Source organism: Pseudomonas sp. MWU347 (genome assembly GCF_017947305.1).
Classification (GTDB): Bacteria; Pseudomonadota; Gammaproteobacteria; order Pseudomonadales; family Pseudomonadaceae; genus Aquipseudomonas; species Aquipseudomonas putida_A.
Genome location: NZ_JAFGZB010000013.1, coordinates 50,428 through 73,677, shown reverse-complemented (window position 1 = coordinate 73,677; position 23,250 = coordinate 50,428). Strand labels below are relative to the sequence as shown.

2 protein-coding genes (1 of these 2 only partly in view) are annotated in these 23,250 nt (G+C 64.7%); both read left to right on the top strand.

The window, feature by feature from the left end; translation table 11 throughout:
- Positions 1-5,410, top strand: the 3' portion of a protein-coding gene (locus tag KCG87_RS24505) for a non-ribosomal peptide synthetase (protein ID WP_210559033.1). Its footprint begins 7,604 nt before the window's first position; only the last 5,410 of its 13,014 coding nucleotides appear in the window; the start codon falls outside the window, past its left edge; the stop codon is at positions 5,408-5,410.
- Positions 5,407-23,250, top strand: a complete 17,844-nt coding sequence (locus KCG87_RS24500) for a non-ribosomal peptide synthase/polyketide synthase (RefSeq protein ID WP_210559032.1) — start codon at positions 5,407-5,409, stop codon at positions 23,248-23,250. Before KCG87_RS24505 ends, KCG87_RS24500 begins: the two co-directional genes overlap by 4 nt.

Genomic DNA, 23,250 nt, shown 5'->3' with positions numbered 1-23,250 from the left:
CGAAGGCGTGCGCTCTGCGGTCAAGACCACCCACGCTCGGCTGACCGCGCTGCTGGCCCATGAACATGCGCCATTGGCGCTGGCCCAGCGTTGCAGCGCTGTGTCCGGGGCGCCGCTGTTCAGCGCCTTGCTCAACTACCGGCATACCGCTGCCGAAGCGCAGCCGCGTGACGGTCAGGGCATCTGGGAAGGCGTGCAATTGCTTGGCGGCGAAGAACGCAGCAACTATCCGCTGACCCTCAGCGTCGACGATCTCGGCGAAGACTTTTCCCTGTCCGTGCTGGCGTTGGCGCAGATCGGCGCGCAACGGATCTGCGGTTACATGCACACCGCGCTGGAACATCTGGTGCACGCGCTGGAACAGGCGCCGCAACGTCCGCTCAACCGCTTGCCGATTCTTTCGGTCGAGGAATACGAACGCTTGCTGATCGGTTTCAACCCGACGGCGGCGGCATACCCGCGCGGCGCAACGATTCAGGCGCTGGTGCAAGCGCAGGCCGAGCAGCAGCCGCAGGCATTGGCGGTGGTGCAGGGCACGCAGCAACTGACCTATGCGCAACTCAATCAGCAGGCCAATCGCCTGGCCCAGCACTTGCTCGGCCTCGGCGTGCAGCCGGACGACCGGATTGCCGTGTGCCTGCAACGCGGCCCGCAGATGCTGGTGGCGCTGCTGGCGATTCTCAAGGCCGGCGCCGGTTATGTGCCGGTCGATCCGGCGTACCCGGCCGAACGCATCGCCTACCTGTTGCAGGACAGCGATCCGGTGGCGGTGCTGGCGCAGGGCTCGACCCGCGAGTTGCTGGGCCGAGTGCCGGTGATCGATCTGGACAACGCCCTCTGGCAACACCTGCCGGAGACCAATCCGCAACTGCCGACGCTGACCCCGGCGCATCTGGCCTACGTGATTTACACTTCGGGATCGACCGGCCAGCCGAAAGGCGTGGTGGTCGAACACGCGACCCTGGAAAACCTTGTGCACTGGCACTGTGAGGCATTCGACCTGCGCGCCGGCAGCCACACCGCGAGCGTCGCCGGTTGCGGTTTCGACGCGATGGCCTGGGAGGTCTGGCCGGCGCTGTGTGTCGGCGCGACCCTGCACCTGCCGCCGCCGTCGATCAGCAACGAACACCTCGATGAACTGCTCGACTGGTGGCGCGCGCAACCGTTGCAAGTGAGCTTCCTGCCGACGCCGATTGCCGAATACGCCTTCAGTCGTGAGTTGGGTCACCCGACCTTGCGCACGCTGTTGATCGGTGGCGACAAGTTGCGCCAGTTCTCGCGTGAGCAGACGTTTGCCGTGATCAACAACTACGGCCCGACCGAAGCCACGGTGGTCGCGACCTCCGGGCAAATCAATGCCGGACAGCTGCTGCATATCGGCCGGCCGATGAGCAACGCCAGGATCTACCTGCTCGATGAACAGCAACGCCCGGTGCCGGTTGGCGTGGCGGGCGAGCTGTACGTCGGTGGCGCGGGTGTGGCCCGTGGTTATCTGAACCGTCCCGAGCTGACCGCCGAACGCTTCCTCGACGACCCGTTCAGTGACGAACCGCAGGCGCGCATGTACCGCACCGGTGACCTCGCGCGCTGGCTGGCCGACGGCAATATCGAGTACCTGGGGCGTAACGACGATCAGGTCAAACTGCGCGGCGTGCGGGTGGAACTGGGGGAAATCGAAGCTGCGCTGTCCAGCCATCCAGCGGTGCAGGACTCGGTGGTGCTGGTACGCGAGGCGCGGTTGATCGCCTGGTTCACTGCGCGCGCAGCGGTCGATATCGAAGAGCTGCGTGCGCATCTGCAAGCGCGTCTGCCACAGGCACTGGTGCCGGCAGCTTACGTGCGGCTTGAGGCGCTGCCGCTGACCGCCAACGGCAAACTCGACCGCAAGGCCTTGCCCGAACCGGATCAGGACGCCTGGCTCAGCCGCGAATACGCCGCGCCGCAAGGGCCGGTGGAAACCGCATTGGCGCAGGTCTGGGCCGAGGTGCTGCAAGTCGAACAGGTCGGTCGTCACGACAACTTCTTTGAACTGGGCGGCCATTCGCTGCTGGCGGTGACCCTGATCGAGCGCATGCGTCAGCTCGGCCTGAGCACCGACGTGCGCGTGCTGTTCAGCCAGCCAACCCTCGCCGCGCTGGCGGCCGCCGTCGGCAGCGGTCGCGAAGTCGCGGTGCCGGTCAATCTGATTCCACTCGGTTGCACGCACATCACGCCAGACATGCTGACCCTGCTGCAACTGGATCAGCAGAGCATCGAGCGGATCGTTGCCACGGTGCCGGGCGGTGCCGCCAACGTGCAGGACATTTATCCGCTGGCACCGTTGCAGGAAGGCATTCTTTACCACCACTTGAGCGCCGAACAGGGCGATCCATACCTGCTGCAATCGCGCCTGGCATTCGACAGCCTTGAACGCTTGCACGCCTTTGCCGCCGCGCTGCGCCAGGTCATGACACGTCACGACATTCTGCGCAGCGGAGTGGTCTGGGAAGGGTTGTCGACGCCGGTGCAAGTGGTCTGGCGCGAAGCTCAACTGCCGGTGCAGGAAGTCGCACTCGACCCGGCCGGCGGTGACGTACTCGCGCAATTGTTTGAGCGTTTCGACGCGCGGCATTTCCGCATCGACCTCAGTCAGGCGCCGCTGATTCGCCTGGTGTATGCGCAAGATCCGGCCAACCACCGGGTGGTCGCCATGCTGCTGTTCCATCACATCGCCATGGATCACACGGCGCTGGAAGTGGTGCAGCAAGAATTGCAGGCGCTGCTCTTTGGTCACGGCGAAGCCAAGATCCCTGCCGTGCCGTATCGCAATTACGTGGCGCAGACCCGGCTGGGTGTCAGCGAGCAGGAGCACGAAGCATTCTTCCGCGCGATGCTCGGCGAGATCGACGAACCGACGCTGCCGTTCGGTCTGCTCGATGTGCACGGTGACGGCCATGACATCGAAGAAGTCCGGCAGCGCGTGCCCGACGACTTGGCGCGGCGCTTGCGCAATCAGGCGCGGCAGATGGGCGTGAGCGTCGCGAGCCTGTTCCATCTGGCATTCGCCCAGGTATTGGCGGCGACCTCCGGACATGAGCGCGTGGTGTTTGGCACCGTGCTGCTGGGGCGGATGCAGGGCGGTACCGGCGCTGATCGCGGTCTGGGGATGTTCATCAACACGCTGCCGCTGCGGCTGGATCTGGGTGATGTTTCGGTGCGTGCCGGGGTGCGCGCCACCCACGCGCAACTGACCGAATTGCTCGGCCATGAACATGCGTCACTGGCATTGGCCCAGCGTTGCAGCGGGGTGGCGGCGCCGTCGCCACTGTTCAGCGCCATGCTCAACTACCGGCACAGCGTCAGCGCGGAACAGTTGCAAGCCAATCGCCTGGCCTGGCAAGGCATCGAAAATCTGTCCAGCGAGGAACGAACCAACTATCCGCTGAGCTTCAACGTCGATGACCTGGGTCAGGGCTTTGACCTCACGGCCATGACCCCTGCGCAGATTGGCGCGGCGCGGGTGTGTGGCTACATGCAGCAGGCGTTGGCGGGGCTGGTCGAGGCGCTGGAACAGACACCGCAGCAGGCCTTGAACCGCCTGCCGGTGCTGGCGGATGCCGAGCGCCAGCAGTTGCTGTTCGGCCTCAATGCCACGGACGTCGATTACGATCTTCAGCAGACCATTCATGGCCTGTTCGAGGCGCAAGTGGCGTGCTCGCCGCAGGCGCCCGCCGTGGTCGCGAGCGAGCAGCAACTGAGCTACGACGAACTCAATGCCCGGGCCAATCAACTCGCGCGGCACCTGCGTGAATTGGGCGTAGGGCCGGATGCGCGGGTGGCGATCTGCGTCGAACGCAGTCTGGACATGGTGGTCGGGCTGCTGGCGATCCTCAAGGCTGGCGGCGGTTACGTGCCGCTGGATCCGGCGTATCCGCTGGAGCGTCTGGCCTACATGCTGGAGGACAGCGCGCCGCTGGCGGTGCTGGTGCAGGGAACGACGCGCTCGTTGCTCGGTGACGTTGGCGTGCCGGTGATCGACCTGGATCAGCCGCATTGGCAAGCGCTGCCGACAGACAATCTTTTGGTAACCGAACTGACCCCGCAGCACAGCGCCTACGTGATCTACACCTCCGGATCCACCGGCCAGCCGAAAGGCGTGATCAACGAACACAGCGGAGTGGTCAACCGTCTGCTGTGGATGCAGGACGCTTACCAACTGAGTTCCACTGACACGGTGCTGCAAAAGACCCCGTTCAGCTTCGACGTCTCGGTCTGGGAGTTCTTCTGGCCGCTGATGACCGGCGCACGTCTGGTCATGGCCCGGCCCGAGGGGCACAAGGATCCGCAGTACCTCAGCGAAATCATCGAACGCGAACACATCACCACGTTGCACTTTGTCCCGTCGATGCTCGATGTATTTCTCGCTCATGCTGACACCGCACGCTGCAGCAGCCTGCGGCAAGTCATGTGCAGCGGCGAAGCGTTGCCGGGCAGCGTGGTGCGGCGTTTCAAACAGCAACTGCCGGGCAGCGAACTGCACAACCTCTACGGCCCGACCGAAGCCGCGGTGGACGTGACCGCGTGGAATTGTGCCGGGCCGCTGGAACAAACGCCAGACAACACGCCGATCGGCAAACCGATCGCCAACACCCGCATGTACATCCTCGATGCCCAGCAGCAACCGGTGCCGCACGGCGTGGTCGGCGAGCTGTACATCGGTGGCGTGCAGGTGGCGCGTGGTTATCTGAATCGCCCGCAATTGAACGCCGAACGCTTCCTCACCGATCCGTTCCAGGCCAATGGGCGGATGTACCGCACCGGCGACGTCGCCCGCTATCTGGCGGACGGCAATATCGAATACCTGGGCCGTAACGACGACCAGGTGAAGATCCGTGGCCTGCGCATCGAACTCGGTGAAATCCAGGCACGTCTGACCCAGATCGACGGCATTCAGGAAGCCGCCGTGCTCGCCCGCGAAGATGCATCCGGCGACAAGCGTCTGGTGGCGTACTACACCGGCGCACCGCTGGAAGTCGAAACGCTGCGCAGCCATCTGCTGGAAAACTTGCCGGACTACATGGTGCCCGCGCTGTTCGTGCACCTCGATGCATTGCCGCTCAGCCCCAACGGAAAACTCGACCGCAAGGCGCTGCCGGCCCCGGATCAGGCGGCATTGCCGGTGCGCGAATACGAAGCCCCGGTGGGCGACGTCGAAATCACCCTCGCACGGCTCTGGGCAGAGTTGCTCAACGTCGAGCGGGTAGGGCGCCACGATCATTTCTTTGAACTGGGTGGTCACTCGCTGCTGGCGGTCAGTCTGATCGGCCGGCTGCGTCAGGAAGGCATGGAAGCCGATGTCAGGTCGCTGTTCGAACATCCGACCTTGGCAGGCTACGCCGCAATTACCGAACGAATGGAGATCGTCCTGTGAACGTGATCGAACTGTTGGCCACATTGAAGGCTAAAGATATCCAGCTGGCGGTCGCGGACGACCAATTGCGGGTCAACGGCAACAAGCAGGCGTTGAACGACCCGACGTTGCTGGCGCTGTTGCGCGAGCACAAACCGGCGCTGATCGAGCTGATCAAGGCCGGGCAGTACTCGGCCAGCAAGCATGGCCAGGTCGAGGTGCCGGCCAACGGCATCGTTGCGGGCACCACGCGCATCACCCCGGCGATGCTGACGCTGGTCGAACTCGATCAAACCACCATCGACCACCTCGTCGCACAAGTCCCTGGCGGCGCGGCCAACGTGCAGGACATCTACCCGCTGGCGCCGTTGCAGGAAGGCATCCTGTATCACCACGTCAGTGGCGGTGACGGCGATCCGTATGTCATGCAATCGCATTTCGCCTTTGCCAGCCGCGAGCGTTTTCAAGCGTTCGCTCAAGCGCTGCAAAGCGTGATCGATCGCCATGACATTCTGCGCACCGCTGTGCATTGGGCAGGGCTGGACGCGCCGGTGCAGGTGGTCTGGCGCCGGGCCGAACTGCCGGTGGAAGAAGTGACGCTGCCAGAACCCGCCAGCGACGTTCTGGCGTATCTGCATGAGCGTTTCGACGCCCGGCACTTCCGCCTCGACGTTACCCAGGCGCCACTGATGCGTCTGGCCCACGCCTGGGATGAAGCCGGGCAACGGGTGATCGCCACGCTGCTGTTCCATCACATGGCGCTCGACCACTCGGCCCTCGACGTGGTGCGCCACGAAATGCGCGCCTGCCTCACCGGGCAGCGTGAACTGCTCGGGCGCCCGGTGCCGTTTCGCAACTACGTGGCGCAGGCGCGTCTGGGCGTCAGCGAGGCCGAGCACGAGGCGTTCTTCCGCGAGATGCTCAGCGACATCGACGAACCGACGCTGCCTTACGGCCTGCAGGACGTGCAGGGTGACGGCAGCGAAATCGTCGAACTCAGCGTGCCGGTCGCGGCGCTATTGGGCCGGCGTCTGCGGGCGCAGGCACGGACGCTCGGCGTCAGTGTCGCCAGCCTGTTCCACCTCGGCTGGGCGCAAGTGCTGGCCGCGCTGACCGGCAAGCAGCAAGTGGTATTCGGCACCGTGCTGATGGGCCGCATGCAGGGCGCCGAAGCGATTGACCGGGCGCTGGGGATTTTCATCAACACCTTGCCGTTGCGGGTGAACATCGACGGGCAGGACGTGCGCGCGGCGGTCAACGCCACCCACGCCCGGTTGACCACGCTGATGCGTCACGAACACGCACCGCTGGCCTTGGCTCAGCGCTGCAGTCACGTGGTGGCGCCGACGCCGCTGTTCAGCACGCTGCTCAATTATCGCCACAGCCACAACGTGGCCGCCGCCAGTGCTGAAACTCTCGCGGCGTGGGACGGTATCTCCACGTTGCACTCCGAAGAGCGCAGCAACTATCCGCTGACGATGAGTGTCGATGACCTCGGTGATGCCTTCAGCCTGACCCTGCTGGCCAGCACCCAGACCGATCCGCAGCGCATCTGCGATTACCTGCACTGCGCGCTGGAAAACCTCGTGCTCGGGCTGGAGCAGGCGCCGCAGACACCGATCAACCAACTGCCGATTCTGCCGGCGGCAGAGCTTGAACAGGTGCTGCTCGGCTTCAATGCCACCCATGTGGATTTCCCGACGGCACAGACCATCCAGCAGCGTTTCGAGGCGCAGGTGGCCGAGCAGCCTGAGGCGCTGGCGGCAGTGTTTGCCGACGTGCAACTGACCTACGCCGAACTCAATCGCCAGGCCAACGCCTTGGCGCATCACCTGATCGGCCTGGGCGTGAAACCGGATGATCGCGTGGCGATCGTCGCCCGCCGTGGGCTGGACGCCCTGGTCGGACTGGTGGCGATCCTCAAGGCCGGCGCCGGTTACGTGCCGATTGACCCGGCGCACCCGGCGGAGCGCTTGAACTACCTGCTCGACGACAGCGCGCCGGTGGCGGTGCTGACTCAAAGCAATCTGCGCGAACGTTTGCCGGCGCTGACCGTGCCGGTACTCGAACTCGACCGCTGCAACTGGCCGCAGGGCGTGACCCATAATCCGCGCGTTCCCGGCCTGAGTACCGAAAACCTGGCCTACGTGATCTACACCTCCGGTTCCACCGGCCTGCCCAAGGGAGTGATGGTCGAGCATCACACTTTGAGCAATCTGGTCGACTGGCACTGCACCGCGTTCGACCTGTGTGCCGGGCGTCACACCTCAAGCCTGGCCGGGTTCGGCTTCGATGCGATGGCCTGGGAAGTCTGGCCGGCGTTGTGTGCGGGCGCGACCCTGCATCTGGCGCCGACCCACGACGGCGGCGAGGACATCGATGCCTTGCTCGCGTGGTGGTGCGCGCAGCCGCTGGACGTGAGCTTCCTGCCGACGCCGGTGGCCGAATACGCCTTCAGCCAGAACCTCGAACACCCGACCCTGCGCACGTTGCTGATCGGCGGCGACCGCTTGCGTCAGTTCAATCGCAACCAGCATTTCGACGTGATCAACAACTATGGCCCGACCGAGGCCACAGTTGTCGCCACCTCAGGTTTGGTGCAAAGCGGCGACGCGCTGCACATCGGCAAACCGCTGAGCAATGCCACGGTGTACCTGCTCGACGAACAACAGCGACCGGTGCCGCTTGGCGTTGCCGGTGAACTGTACGTCGGCGGTGCCGGGGTCGCCCGTGGCTACCTGAATCGCCCGGACATGACTGCCGAACGCTTTCTGCGTGACCCGTTCAGCCGCGCGCCGAACGCGCGGATGTACCGCACCGGCGACCTTGCACGCTGGCGTGAAGACGGCAACATCGAGTACCTGGGGCGCAACGACGATCAGGTGAAGATCCGTGGCGTGCGCATCGAGCTGGGCGAGATCGAAACCTGCCTCAACCAGTTGCCGGGGATTCAGGAAGCGGTGCTGCTGGCCCGCGAAGATCAACCCGGCCAGCCGCGACTGGTGGCCTACTTCACCGAGCAGGCGCAGGTCGAAGCGCTGCCGGTGGGCGAGTTGCGCGCGCAACTGCTCAGCCGGTTGCCGGAGTACATGGTGCCGACCGCGTTCGTCAAACTCGCCGCGCTGCCGCTGACCGCCAATGGCAAGGTCGACCGCAAGGCCTTGCCGGCGCCGGATCTGGCGGCGCTGTTCACCCGCGAGTACGCAGCGCCCGAAGGCGAGGTGGAAACCGCGCTGGCGCAGATTTGGGCCGACGTGCTGCAGGTCGAGCGGGTCGGGCGGCAGGATCACTTTTTTGAACTCGGCGGGCATTCGTTGCTGGCGATGCGCATGGTCTCGCAAGTGCGCCAGCGCCTGGGTGTCGAGCTGGCGCTGAGCGATCTGTTTGCCAACGCCGAACTGGCGGCTGTCGCGGCAGTGCTGAACGAGGCCGGACGCTGTGCGCAACCGCAGATCGTGCCGGTCCCGCGTGACGGCGCGTTGCCGCTGTCGTTCGCCCAGCAACGCCTGTGGTTCCTCGCGCAAATGGAAGGCGCCAACACCGCCTACAACATTCCCGTGGCGATGCGGCTGCGTGGCCGTCTCGACGACGCGGCGCTGCAACGCGCGCTGGCGCGGATCGTCGCCCGCCACGAAACCCTGCGCAGCCGCTTCGCGCAATTCAACGACGAAGCGCAGGTGCTGATTGCCCCGGTGGACACCGGTCTGCTGCTGCGGGTCGAAGACCTGCGCCAGCACCCGCAACCCGACGAAACCCTGCAGGCGCTGATTCAGGGCGAAGCTTCGGGGCCGTTCGACTTGCAGGACGATCCGTTGATTCGCGGGCGACTGGTGCGGTTGGCGGATGATCACCATGTGCTGTTGCTGACCCTGCACCACATCATCTCTGACGGTTGGTCGATGGGCGTTTTGACCCGCGAACTGATGGCGCTGTATCAGGCGTTCAGTCACGGTCAGCCGGATCCATTGCCGCCGCTGGCGCTGCAATACACCGACTACGCGGTGTGGCAGCGGCGCTGGCTCAGCGGCGAGGTGCTGCAACGCCAGAGCGAATACTGGCAACAGAACCTGGCCGGCGCCCCGGCGCTGCTGATGCTGCCGACCGATCGGCTGCGCCCGGCGCAGCAGGACTATGCCGGCAGCAGTGTCGCCGTCGTGCTCGACGAGCGCCTTAGCGCCGGGCTCAAAGCCTTGGGCCAGCGCCACGGCGTGACCCTGTACATGACGCTGATGAGTGCCTGGGCGATGCTGCTCAGTCGCTTGTCCGGGCAGGCGGAAGTGGTGATCGGTTCGCCGGTGGCCAACCGCACCCGCGCCGAAATCGAAGGCCTGATCGGCATGTTCGTCAACACCCTGGCGCTGCGCATCGACACCTCCGGCGAGCTGAGCGTCGAAGCGCTGCTGGCGCGGGTCAAGGCGCAAACCCTGCAAGCGCAGGCGCATCAGGATCTACCGTTCGAGCAAGTGGTGGAAATCACCCGGCCGGTGCGCAGCCTGGCGCACAGCCCGTTGTTCCAGACCTTGCTCAGTTGGGATGGCCTCGAAAGCCCGGCGCTGGCCCTCGGTGAACTGACGCTGGAAGGCGTGGCCGAGCCGAGCCACTTTGCCAAGTTCGACCTGTCGCTGAGCCTCAGTGAGTCCAACGGCAGCATTCGCGGATCGCTGGAATACGCCACGGCGTTGTTCGACCAGAGCACGGTCGAGCGCTTCGTCGGTTATTTCCAGCGCCTGTTGCAGGCGATGGTCGCCAACGATCAGGCGCTGCTGGAACAGGCGCCGCTGCTGGCGCAGGAAGAACAGCAGCGCTTGTTGGTCGAGTTCAATGCCACGGCGGTCGATTACAACCTTGAGCAGACCATTCACGGCTTGTTCGAGGCGCAAGTGGTGCGCTCGCCGCTGGCGCCCGCCGTGATCGCGGGTGAGCAGCAACTGAGCTACGCCGAACTCAACGCCCGAGCCAATCAACTGGCGCGGCACCTGCGTGAGTTGGGCGTAGGGCCGGATGCGCGGGTGGCGCTCTGCGTCGAGCGTGGTCTGGACATGGTGGTCGGGCTGCTGGCGATCCTCAAGGCCGGCAGCGGTTATGTGCCGCTGGACCCGGCGTATCCGCTGGAACGACTGGCCTACATGCTCGAGGACAGCGCGCCGCTGGCGGTGCTGGTGCAGGGTTCGACGCGTTTGTTGCTCGGTGACGTTGGCGTGCCGGTGATCGATCTGGATCTGCCGCATTGGCAATCGCTGGCGACGGAAAACCTTTCGCTCGCTGAATTGACCCCGCAGCACACCGCCTACGTGATCTACACCTCCGGCTCCACCGGCCAACCGAAAGGCGTGATCAACGAACATGCCGGGGTGGTCAACCGCTTGCTGTGGATGCAGGACGCCTATCAACTGACCTCCAGCGACACGGTGTTGCAGAAAACCCCGTTCAGCTTCGACGTGTCGGTCTGGGAGTTTTTCTGGCCGTTGATGACTGGCGCCCGATTGGTCATGGCCCGACCTGAAGGGCACAAGGATCCGCAATACCTCAGCGAAATTATCGAACGCGAACACATCACCACGTTGCACTTTGTCCCGTCGATGCTCGATGTATTTCTCGCTCATGCTGACACCGCGCGTTGCGCCAGCCTGCGGCAAGTCATGTGCAGCGGCGAAGCGTTGCCGGGCAGCGTGGTGCGGCGTTTCAAGCAGCAACTGCCGGGCAGCCAATTGCACAACCTCTACGGCCCGACCGAAGCCGCGGTGGACGTGACCGCGTGGAACTGTGCCGGGCCGCTGGAACAAACGCCAGACAACACGCCGATCGGCAAACCGATCGCCAACACCCGGATGTACATCCTCGATGCCCAGCAACAACCGGTGCCGCACGGCGTGGTCGGCGAGCTGTACATCGGTGGCGTGCAGGTGGCGCGTGGTTATCTGAATCGCCCGCAATTGAACGCCGAACGCTTCCTCACCGATCCGTTCCAGGCCAATGGGCGGATGTACCGCACCGGCGACGTCGCGCGTTACCTGCCGGACGGCAACATTGAATACCTGGGCCGCAACGACGATCAGGTGAAGATCCGTGGCCTGCGCATCGAACTCGGCGAGATTCAGGCACGCCTGACCCAGATCGATGGCGTGCAGGAAGCCGCCGTATTGGCCCGCGAAGACGTGCCGGGCGACAAGCGTCTGGTCGCGTACTACACCGGCGCACCGCTGGAAGTCGAAACACTGCGCAGCCATTTGCTTGAGCACCTGCCGGACTACATGGTGCCTGCAGTGTTCGTGCATCTCGATGCATTGCCGCTGAGCCCCAACGGCAAACTCGACCGCAAGGCACTGCCGGCCCCGGATCTGGCGACGCTGACCGCCCGTGAATACGAAGCCCCGGTCGGCGAAGTGGAAACCGCGCTCGCGCAGCTCTGGGCTGAATTGCTCAAGGTTGAGCGGGTAGGGCGCCACGACCATTTCTTCGAACTCGGTGGTCACTCGCTGCTGGCGGTGAATCTGGTGGCGCGGATGCGCCGTGCCGGCCTGAGCGCCGACATTCGCGTGCTGTTCAACCAGCCGACCGTCGCCGCGCTGGCCGCTGCCGTGGGCGGTGAACCGGAAGCCGAAGTCGCGGCCAACCTGATCACTGCGGACTGCGCGCGCATCACCCCCGAGCTGCTGCCACTGGTGGCGCTCGACCAGCCGAGCATCGACCGCATCGTCGCCAGCATCCCCGGCGGTGTGGCCAACGTGCAGGATATTTACCCGCTGGCGCCGTTGCAGACCGGCATCCTCTTTCATCACCTGTCCGCCGCCCAGGGCGATCCGTATGTGTTGCAGGCGCAGTTCGCGTTTGCCGATGAGCAACGCCTGAACAGCTTCACCCAAGCCTTGCAGAACGTAATCCAGCGCCACGACATCCTGCGCACTTCGCTGTTCTGGGACGGGCTGCAAGACCCGGTGCAAGTGGTCTGGCGTGAGGCGCCGCTGGCGTGCGAAGCGCTGGAGCTGAATGGCACGGACGGCGATGTACTCGAGCAATTGCGCCGGCGTTTCGACGCTGCGCAGTACCGCATGGCCGTCAATCAGGCGCCGCTGATGCGCGTGATGCACGCCTGGGATTCAGCCAATCAGCGGGTAGTGGCGTTGTTGTTGTTCCATCACCTGGTGATGGACCACGTGGCGCTGGAGGTGCTGCAACACGAGATGCAGGCGTTCCTCAGCGGCCAGCCGCAACGTCTGGCCGAACCGGTGCCGTATCGCAATTATGTGGCGCACAGCCGTGGCGCAATCAGTGATCAGGCGCATGAAGCGTTCTTCCGCGAAATGCTCGGTGACATCAGCGAACCGAGCGCGCCGTACGGCCAGCAGAGCATTGCCGAGGGCCACGCCGCAGAAGCACGACGGGTACTCGACCTCGATCTGAGTCAGCGCGTCAGGGCCAAGGCCCGGCGTCTGGGGATCAGCGCCGCGAGCCTGATGCATCTGGCCTGGGCGCAGGTGCTGGGAAAACTCTCCGGGCGAGACGCGGTGGTGTTCGGCACCGTGTTGCTGGGGCGGTTGCAGGCGGGCGAGGGCGCCGAACGCGCGCTGGGGGTGTTCATCAACACCTTGCCGCTGCGCGTCGATCTCGGGCAACGCTCGGCGCAGGAAGCCGCGCTCGCCACCCACCAACAGTTGAACGCGCTGCTGCAACATGAGCATGCGCAATTGGCGCTGGCCCAGCGTTGCAGTGGTATGCCCGCCGGCACGCCGTTATTCAGCACGCTGTTCAACTATCGCCACAGCGCAACTGCCGGCACGCCTTCCCCGGAGGCGGCGAACGCGTGGCAAGGCATGCAGTTGCTCAATACCCAGGAGCACACCAATTACCAGTTGAGCGTGAGTGTCGATGACCTCGGCGAAGGTTTCGGCTTCACTGCACTGGCTGCCCCCGGCATCGATCCCGCACGCATCTGCGAGTACCTGCAACGGGCGGTGAGCATCCTGCTGCAGGCACTGGAACAGACACCGCAACTGAGCATTGATCAAGTGTCGATTCTGGCGCCGGACGAACGCCGGCAATTGCTGGTCGAGTTCAACACCACCGAGCGGGAATACCCACGTGCGCTGACCGTGCACGCATTGTTCGAAAGGCAAGTGGCGGCAGATCCACACGCCATCGCTGTGGTGCATGGCGGGCAAACGTCGATTTATGGCGATTTGAATGATCGGGCCAACCGCTTGGCCCACTACCTGATCGCTCAAGGCGTACAGCCGGGCGCTCAGGTGGCGATCCTGCTGCCGCGCTCGCGGGAGCTGTTGCTCGCGCAGTTGGCGGTTGCCAAGTGCGCAGCGGCCTATGTGCCGCTGGACATCAACGCGCCGAGCGAGCGGCAGGCGTTCATGCTCGAAGACAGCCGCGCCGTGGCGTTGCTGACCCTGCGTGGCGAAAATATCGACTATCCACTGCAGCGCATTGATCTGGATGTCCTGATGCTGAACGACCAGCCTGCGCACAACCCGAACCTGGCGCAGTCCTCGGAGACGCTGGCGTACATCATGTACACCTCCGGTTCCACCGGTACGCCGAAGGGGGTGATGGTGCCGCACCGTGGCATCGCTCGTCTGGTGCTGAACAACGGCTACGCCGATTTCAACCCGCAGGATCGCGTGGCGTTTGCGTCCAACCCGGCGTTCGACGCCAGCACCATGGACATCTGGGGGCCGCTGCTCAACGGCGGACGCGTGGTGGTGATCGATCACCAGACCCTGCTGGATCCGAACGCATTCGGTCGCGAATTGAGCGCCAGCGGCGCGACAATCCTGTTTGTCACCACCGCGCTGTTCAACCAGTACGTGCAACTGATTCCGCAGGCCCTGAAAGGCTTGCGCATGGTTCTGTGCGGCGGTGAACGCGGCGATCCGGCAAGCTTCCGTCGCTTGCGGGCCGAGGCGCCACAGTTGCGCATCGTGCATTGCTACGGCCCGACCGAAACCACCACTTACGCCACCACGTTTGAAGTGCACGAAGTGGCGGAAAACGCCGAGAGCGTGCCGATTGGCGGGCCGATCTCCAACACTCAGGTGTACGTGCTCGACGCGCATCAGCAACCGGTGCCGATGGGCGTGACCGGCGAGTTGTACATCGGCGGGCAGGGCGTGGCCCTCGGTTACTTGAACCGTGCCGATCTGACGGCGGAAAAATTCCTGCCCGATCCGTTCAGCGACCAACCGGGCGCGTTGCTCTACCGGACTGGCGACCTCGTGCGCTGGCTGGCACCGGGGCAGCTCGACTGCATCGGACGCAATGACGATCAGGTGAAAATCCGTGGTTTCCGCATCGAACTCGGCGAGATCGAAAATCGTTTGCTGAGCTATCCGGGGATCAACGAAGCGGTGGTGCTCGCCCGGCGCGATGGTCAGGAACCGCTGCGGCTGGTGGCCTACTACACCGCGCACGACGGCACGCTGGAACTGGCTGGCCTGCGTGAGCATTTGCAGACGCAATTGCCGGAATACATGGTGCCGAGTGCCTGGGTGCAGCTCGATGCCTTGCCGCTGAACAACAACGGCAAGGTTGATCGCAAAGCCTTGCCCGAACCGGATGCTGCGGCGTTGTTCACCCGTGAATACGTTGCGCCGCAAGGTGAACTGGAAACCGCGCTGGCGCAGATCTGGGCCGAGACCCTGCAAGTCGAACAGATCGGCCGCCATGACCACTTCTTCGAACTCGGCGGTCATTCGTTGCTGGCGATGCGCATGCTGTCGCAGGTGCGCCAGCGTCTGGGCGTCGAACTGCCCCTGAGCGAGTTGTTTGCCGATCCGCATCTCAGCGCGGTGGCCGAGGTGCTGACCCGCGCCGGGCGCAGCACGCTGCCAGAGATCGTCGCGGCCGCGCCGGATCAAGCGCTGCCGCTGTCCTTCGCCCAGCAGCGCCTGTGGTTCCTCGCGCAAATGGACGGTGGCAACTCGGCGTACAACATTCCGCTTGGCCTGCGCCTGCGCGGGCAACTCGACGGCGAAGCGCTGCAACGCGCACTGGCGCAGATCGTTGCGCGGCACGCAACCCTGCGCAGCCGTTTCGTCAGCATCGACGATCAGGCGCAGGTGCTGATTGCGCCGGTCGATAGCGGTCTGCTGTTGCCGATTGAAGACCTGCGCCAAGACCCGCAGGCCGAAGCCAGCGTGCAGGCGCTGCTCGCGCAGGAAGCCGCGACGGCCTTCGATCTGCAGCACGATCCACTGATTCGCGGACGTCTGGTACGTCTGGCCGACGAGCACCATGTGCTGTTGCTGACCGTGCATCACATCGTCGCCGACGGTTGGTCGATGGGTGTGCTGACCCGTGAGCTGATGGCGCTGTATCAGGCCTTCAGTCACGGTCAGCCGGATCCATTGCCGCCACTTGCGCTGCAATACGGCGACTACGCCGTGTGGCAGCGGCGCTGGCTCAGCGGTGAAGTGCTGCAGCGGCAGAGCGATTACTGGCAGCAGACCCTCGACGGCGCGCCGGCCTTGCTGACCCTGCCCACCGACCGTCCGCGTCCGCCACAACAGGACTTTGCCGGCAGCAGCGTCGAAGTACGCCTGGATGAGCAACTAAGTGCCGGGCTAAGAGCCTTGAGTCAGCGTCACGGCGTGACCCTGTTCATGACCCTGATGAGTGCCTGGTCGCTGTTGCTGAGTCGTCTGTCTGGGCAGTCAGACGTGGTGATTGGCTCGCCGGTGGCCAACCGCACCCGCGCTGAGATCGAAGGCCTGATCGGCATGTTCGTCAACACCCTGGCGCTGCGCATCGACACCTCGGGTGAACCGAGCGTTGCCACGCTGCTGGCGCGGGTCAAGGCGCGCACGCTGGAGGCGCAGGCGCATCAGGATCTGCCGTTCGAGCACGTGGTGGAAATCGCCCGGCCGGCGCGCAGTCTGGCGCACAGCCCGTTGTTCCAGAGCACGCTGAGCTGGGACAGCAGCGTCGGCCCGCACCTGGCGCTGGGCGATCTGCGCCTCGAAGGGGTGGCCGCGCCGGGCCGGGTGGCCAAGTTCGACCTGACTTTGACCCTGGGTGAGGTCAACGGGGTGATTCGCGGTTCGCTGGAATACGCCACGGCGTTGTTCGATCAAGCGACCGTCGAGCGTTATGTCGGCTACTTGCAGCGCCTGCTGGCGGCGATGGTCAGCGATGAGCTGACAGTCCTGGAGCGGGTGCAATTACTCGCCGAGTCTGAGCGTCAGCGCTTGCTGTACGACTTCAACGCCACGGCGCGCGAGTATCCGCAAACGCTGACCGTACACGGGATTTTCCAGCAACAGGCAGCGGCGCATCCCAAAGCGGTGGCGGCGGTGCATGGCGAGCATTCGCTGAGCTACTTTGAGCTGAACGCCCAGGCCAACCGTCTGGCGCATCACTTGATCAGCCACGGCGTGCAGCCCGGCGACCACGTGGCGATCCTGCTGCCACGCTCGCTGGAGTTGCTGGTGGCGCAACTGGCGATTGCCAAATGCGCGGCGGCCTATGTGCCGCTGGACATCAACGCGCCGAGCGAGCGGCAGGCGTTCATGGTCGAGGACTGTCACGCGGCGGCGTTGCTGACCCTCAGCAGTGAAGTCATCGACTACGCTGCGCCACGCATCGACCTCGACCGCTTGACCCTCAGCGGCCAACCGACGCACAACCCGAATCTGGCGCAGTCCTCGGAGTCGCTGGCGTACATCATGTACACCTCCGGTTCCACTGGCACGCCGAAAGGCGTGATGGTCCCGCACCGCGCCATCGGCCGCCTGGTGCTGAACAACGGTTACGCCGATTTCAATGCGCAGGACCGCGTGGTGTTCGCCTCCAACCCGGCGTTCGACGCCAGCACCATGGACATCTGGGGACCGCTGCTCAACGGCGGGCGTGTGGTGGTGATCGATCACCAGACCTTGCTTGATCCGAACGCGTTCGGCCATGAATTGAGCGCCTCCGGGGCGACCGTGCTGTTCGTCACCACGGCGCTGTTCAACCAGTATGTGCAGCTGATTCCGCAGGCGCTGAAAGGCTTGCGCATTCTGTTGTGTGGTGGTGAGCGTGGCGATCCGGCGGCGTTCCGTCGACTGCTGGCCGAGGCGCCCGCGCTGCGCATCGTGCACTGCTACGGCCCGACCGAAACCACCACTTACGCCACCACCTTCGAAGTGCGTGAAGTGGCGGAAAACGCCGAGAGCGTGCCGATTGGCGGGCCGATCTCCAACACCCAGGTGTATGTGCTCGACGCGCATCAGCAACCGGTGCCGATGGGCGTGACCGGCGAGTTGTACATCGGCGGGCAGGGCGTGGCGCTGGGTTACCTGAACCGCGCCGATCTGACCGCCGAGAAGTTCCTGCGCGATCCGTTCAGCGATCAGCCGGGCGCGCTGCTGTATCGCACGGGCGACCTCGCACGCTGGCTGGCGCCGGGGCAGCTCGATTGCATCGGGCGCAATGACGATCAGGTGAAGATTCGTGGTTTCCGTATCGAACTGGGTGAAATCGAAAACCGCCTGCTCAACTGCCAGGGGATCAAGGAAGCCGTGGTACTGGCGCGCCGCGATGGTCAGGACATCACCCGTCTGGTGGCGTACTACACCGCGCACGCCGGCCGCCTGGACAGCGCCGATCTGCACGCGCAGTTGCTGGCACGACTGCCGGAATACATGGTGCCGACCGCGTGGGTGCAACTGGATGTGCTGCCGTTGAACAACAACGGCAAGGTCGACCGCAAGGCGCTGCCGGCACCGACGCAGGCAGCGCTGCTCAGCCGGGTGTATGTGGCGCCGATCTCGGCGCTGGAAGACCATTTGGCGCGGATCTGGGCTGGCTTGTTGCAGCTCGAACAGGTCGGTCGTCACGACAACTTCTTCGAACTGGGCGGGCACTCGTTGCTGGCGATGCGCATGCTGTCGCAGGTGCGCCAGCAGTTGGGCGTCGAGCTGACACTCGCCGAGCTGTTCGCCAACCCCGAGCTGGCCGCTGTCGCCGAGGTACTGAGCCGGGCGGGGCGCAGCACCTTGCCGGAGATTTTGCCGGCGCCGCGTGATCAGCTATTGCCGCTGTCCTTCGCCCAGCAACGTCTGTGGTTCCTGGCGCAGATGGATGGCGGCAACAGCGCCTACAACATCCCGGTCGGTTTGCGCCTGCGCGGTCGACTGGATGAAGACGCGCTGCAACGGGCACTGGCACGCATCGTCGCCCGACACGAAACCCTGCGCAGCCGCTTCAGCCAGATCGACGATCAGCCGCAGGTGCTGATTCTGCCGGGCGACACCGGTCTGTTGCTGCCGGTAGAAGACCTGCGCCGGCACCCGCAGGCTGATAACGCCTTGCGCGGCCTGATCGAGGAACAGGTCTGCGCTTCGTTCAATCTGCAGCACGATGCGCTGCTGCGCGGACGTCTGGTGCGTCTGGCTGATGATCATCATGTGCTGTTGCTGACGCTGCACCACATCATCGCCGATGGCTGGTCGATGGGCGTGCTGACCCGTGAGCTGGCCGCGTTGTATCAAGCGTTCAGCCGTGGCGAAGACGATCCGCTGCCGCCGCTGGCGCTGCAATATACCGACTACGCGGTGTGGCAACGGCGCTGGCTCAGTGGCGAGGTGCTGCAGCGTCAGAGCGATTACTGGCAGCAGACCCTGGCCGGCGCGCCAGCCCTGCTGACCCTGCCCACTGATCGTCCGCGACCGCCACAGCAGGACTTTTCCGGCAGCCGCGTCGACCTGCTGCTCGATCAACACTTGAGCGCCGGTTTGAAAGCCTTGTGTCAGCGTCGCGCGGTGACGCCGTACATGGTGATCATGAGCGCCTGGGCGATGTTGCTCAGTCGGTTGTCCGGGCAGAGCGACGTGGTGATCGGCTCGCCGGTGGCCAACCGCACTCGCGCCGAGATCGAAGGCCTGATCGGCATGTTCGTCAACACCCTGGCGCTGCGCATCGACACCTCGGGTGAGCCGAGCGGCGAGGCGCTGCTGGCGCGGGTCAAGGCGCAGACTCTGGACGCTCAGGCGCATCAGGATCTGCCGTTCGAGCAAGTGGTGGACATCAGCAAGCCTGTCCGCAGCCTGTCGCACAGCGCGTTGTTCCAGACCATGCTCAGTTGGGACAACAACGACGGTCCGAGCCTGACCCTCGGCGACCTGACCCTGGAAGGGGTGGCCGGCGACAGCCATTTTGTGAAGTTCGACCTGTCGCTGAGTCTTGGCGATTCCCACGACGGGATTCGCGGTTCGTTGCGCTATGCCACGGCGTTGTTCGATGAAGCGACGGTGCAGCGTTTTGTCGGCTACTTCCAGCGGCTGCTGGCGGCGCTGGTCAACGATGATCAGGCGGTGCTTGCGCGAGTGCCGTTGCTGGCACCGCAGGAGCAGCAGCGTTTGCTGGTCGATTTCAATGCCAGCGCCGTTGATTGTCCGCTGGAGCAGCCGTTGCATGGCTTGATCGAAGCGCAGGTGCGGCGCAAACCGGACGCTGTCGCGCTGCAGTCCGCGCAAGGCAACCTGACCTACCGCGAGCTCAATCAGCGCGCCAACCGCTTGGCCCAGCACCTGCGCGAACTCGGTGTGCAGCCGGATGCGCGGGTGGCGATCTGCGTCGAGCGCGGGTTGGATCTGGTGGTCGGTCTGCTCGGCATCCTCAAGGCCGGTGGTGCCTATGTGCCGCTGGACCCGGGGTATCCGGTGGAGCGTCTGGCCTACATGCTCAAGGACAGCGCGCCGACTGCGGTGCTGGTGCAGACCGCTACTCGCGGGTTGTTCGATGACGCGGTCGCCACGGTGATCGACCTTGACCGCAGTACCTGGCAGCACCTGCCGGATCACGATTCGTCAGTGCCGGGCCTCAGCGCCTCGAACCTTGCGTACATGATCTACACCTCCGGTTCTACCGGGCTGCCGAAGGGCGTGATGATCGAACACCGCAGCGCCTGCAACATGGTGCATTGGGGTTCGCAGATTTCGCCGCCGACCGAACACGGTGCGTTGCTGCAAAAAGCACCGTTCAGCTTCGACAGTTCGGTGTGGGAGATCTTCTGGCCGCTGTGTTCCGGGATGCGTCTGGTGCTGGCGCGGCCGAACGGCAACCGCGATTCGGCCTATGTGGTGCAGACCATTCGTGAGCAGCAGGTCACCGTAGTCAAATTCGTTCCGGCGCTGTTGCAGCAGTTCATTGAGCAGGACGGTGTCGAGCAATGCACCAGCCTGACCGATGTGCTCAACGGTGGTGGTGAACTCAGTGCGGTACTGGCGCGACAGGTGCGTGATCGCCTGCCGTGGGTGCGTTTGCACAACGTTTATGGCCCGACTGAAACCACGGTGGACAGCACGGGCTGGACGCTGGAGCCGCATATGCCGGTGCCGGACAACGTGGTGCCGATCGGCACAGCCTTGAGCAACACTCGGCTGTACGTGCTCGATGCGTACGGTCAGCCGGTGCCGCAAGGCGTCAGTGGTGAGTTGCACATTGGCGGCGTCGGCGTGGCGCGTGGTTATCACGGACTGCCGGAGATGCAGGCCGAGCGCTTCATCGACAGCCCGTTTGTGGCGGGTGATCGCCTTTACCGTACGGGAGATCTGGCGCGCTACAACAATCACGGCGAGCTGGAATTCCTTGGTCGCAACGACTTCCAGATCAAGCTGCGGGGCTTGCGCTTGGAGCCGGGGGAAATCGAGGCGCGGCTGATCGAACATCCGGCGATTCGCGAGGCGGTGGTGATGGTCCGTGATGAGCGTCTGGTGGCCTGGTACACCGTGCGTTCCGGCGTGGAAGCACCGAGTCTTGAGACGTTGCGCAGCCATGTGCTGGAGCGCCTGCCGGAATACATGGTGCCGGGCGCGTTCGTGTTGCTCGACGCTTTGCCGCTGACACCAAACGACAAGATTGATCGCAAAGCCCTGCCGGAGCCGGGAGCGGACGCCGTGATCAACCGCCCATACGTGGCGCCACAGGGTGACGTCGAAACCGCGCTGGCGCAGATATGGGGTGAAGTCCTCGGCGTCGAACAGGTCGGTCGCCATGACAACTTCTTTGAACTGGGCGGGCATTCGTTGCTGGCGGTGAAGCTGGTCAATCTGCTGCAGCGGGCCGGGCTGCCACTGTCGCTGGCCGAGCTGTTCCAGCATCCGAGCATCGAGTCTGCCGCCGCGCTGCTCAGTCAGGGCGAGGCGGTCAGTCAGCCTGACGGGCTGGTCGTGGTGCGTGCCGGGGCGCACGGTACGCCGCTGTTTCTGATGCATGAATTCAGCGGCAGGGACGTATATTTCCCGACGCTGGCCCAGCACATCGGTGGCGAGTTCCCGATTTACGGCCTGCCCGGTGTGCCGCTGGGGCAAGCGCAATTGCGCACGCTTGAGTGCATGGCGCAGCGCATGGTCGGGATCATCCGCTCGGTACAGCCTCACGGGCCGTATCGTCTGGCGGGCTGGTCGTTCGGCGGGGTGCTGGCGCATGAGGTCGCCCAGCAATTGCTCGGTCTCGATGAACCGGTGGAATTCATCGGCATGCTCGACAGCTATGCACCAAACCCGCTCGCCCAGGACAAAACGATGTGGAGCGGCGAGGGCCTCGACAAGCGTCAGTTGCTCGGCCATTGCCGTGGGCGTTCGCTGATGCTCGGTGCTGAAAGCGAGGCGGCGTTGGCGGCGGTGCAAGCGCTGGAAGCGCAAGTCGAACAACTGGATTTCCCCGAGCTGTTCAAGCGCTGTCAGGCGCAGCAACTGACCGATCCGGAACTGGCCACGGTCAGTGCGGTGGATGCCTGGCATTACTTTGATCGCGAAGCGGCGCATCGTCTGGCGCTGGCGCATTACCGGGTCAGCCCGGCGAGCCAGCCGATCCACCTGTTCCGTGCCCAGGAACTGATGGAAGGCCAGTCATTGCCGAGCCCGACGCGCGGCTGGGAAGAGCGCTTCGACATTGGCTTGCTGCGCTGCATCGACATCCCCGGCGACCACCGGACCATGATGAAGCACCCGCACATCCAAGCGCTTGGCCAGGCCATTACCCAGGCGCTGGAAACCCTGGTGACGCCGGAACCGGCGCTGTATCAACCGCTGCTGACGATTCAGACCGGGCAGTCGGGGCATGCGCCGATTTTCTGTGTGCCGGGGGCGGGTGACAGTGTCACCGGGTTCATTCACCTGACTGAGGCCATCGGCCCGGAATGGCCGATCATCGGCCTGCAACCGCGCGGGCTGGACGGCATCAGTGTGCCGCACAGCGCGGTCGAAGCCGCTGCCGCGTTCTACCTGCAAGCCATCGAGCAGATCCACCCGCAGGGGCCGCTGCACCTGATCGGCCATTCGTTCGGCGGCTGGGTCGCGCATGCCATGGCGGCGCAGTTGCAGGCGGCCGGGCGCGAGGTGGCTTCGCTGACCTTGATCGACAGCGAGGCACCGGGCGGTGACGGCACGGCGGGCAAGCCGCACACGGCCACTGCCGCGCTGCAACGGCTGATTGACACCCTGCAGTTGTCCTGTGGCAAATCGCTGGGCATCGATCCTGCGACCTTCGCCAACGCCGACGACACCACGCAACTGCGTCTGCTGCACGCCGGCATGGTGCGCGCCGGGGTGTTGTCGGAGCGCGCGGCGCCGGACGCGATGCATGGCCCGGTACGCACCTTCGCCAGCGCCTTGCGCACGGTCTATCAACCGCGACTGGCCTATACCGGGCCGGTGCGGCTGGTACTGGTCGATGACCCGACGCTGGACGAGTGGGGCAATCAGCGCGAACAGGCGGCGGTGCTTGAAGGCTGGCAGCGGCAGGTCAGCGATCTGGCGGTGTGGTACGGGCCGGGCAACCACTTCACGATTCTCAAGGCGCCCAACGTCTTCAGTTTCGCCGCGTGGTGGCATGACGGCCTGGCGCTGACGGTCGGCGAAGTGCTGTCCTGA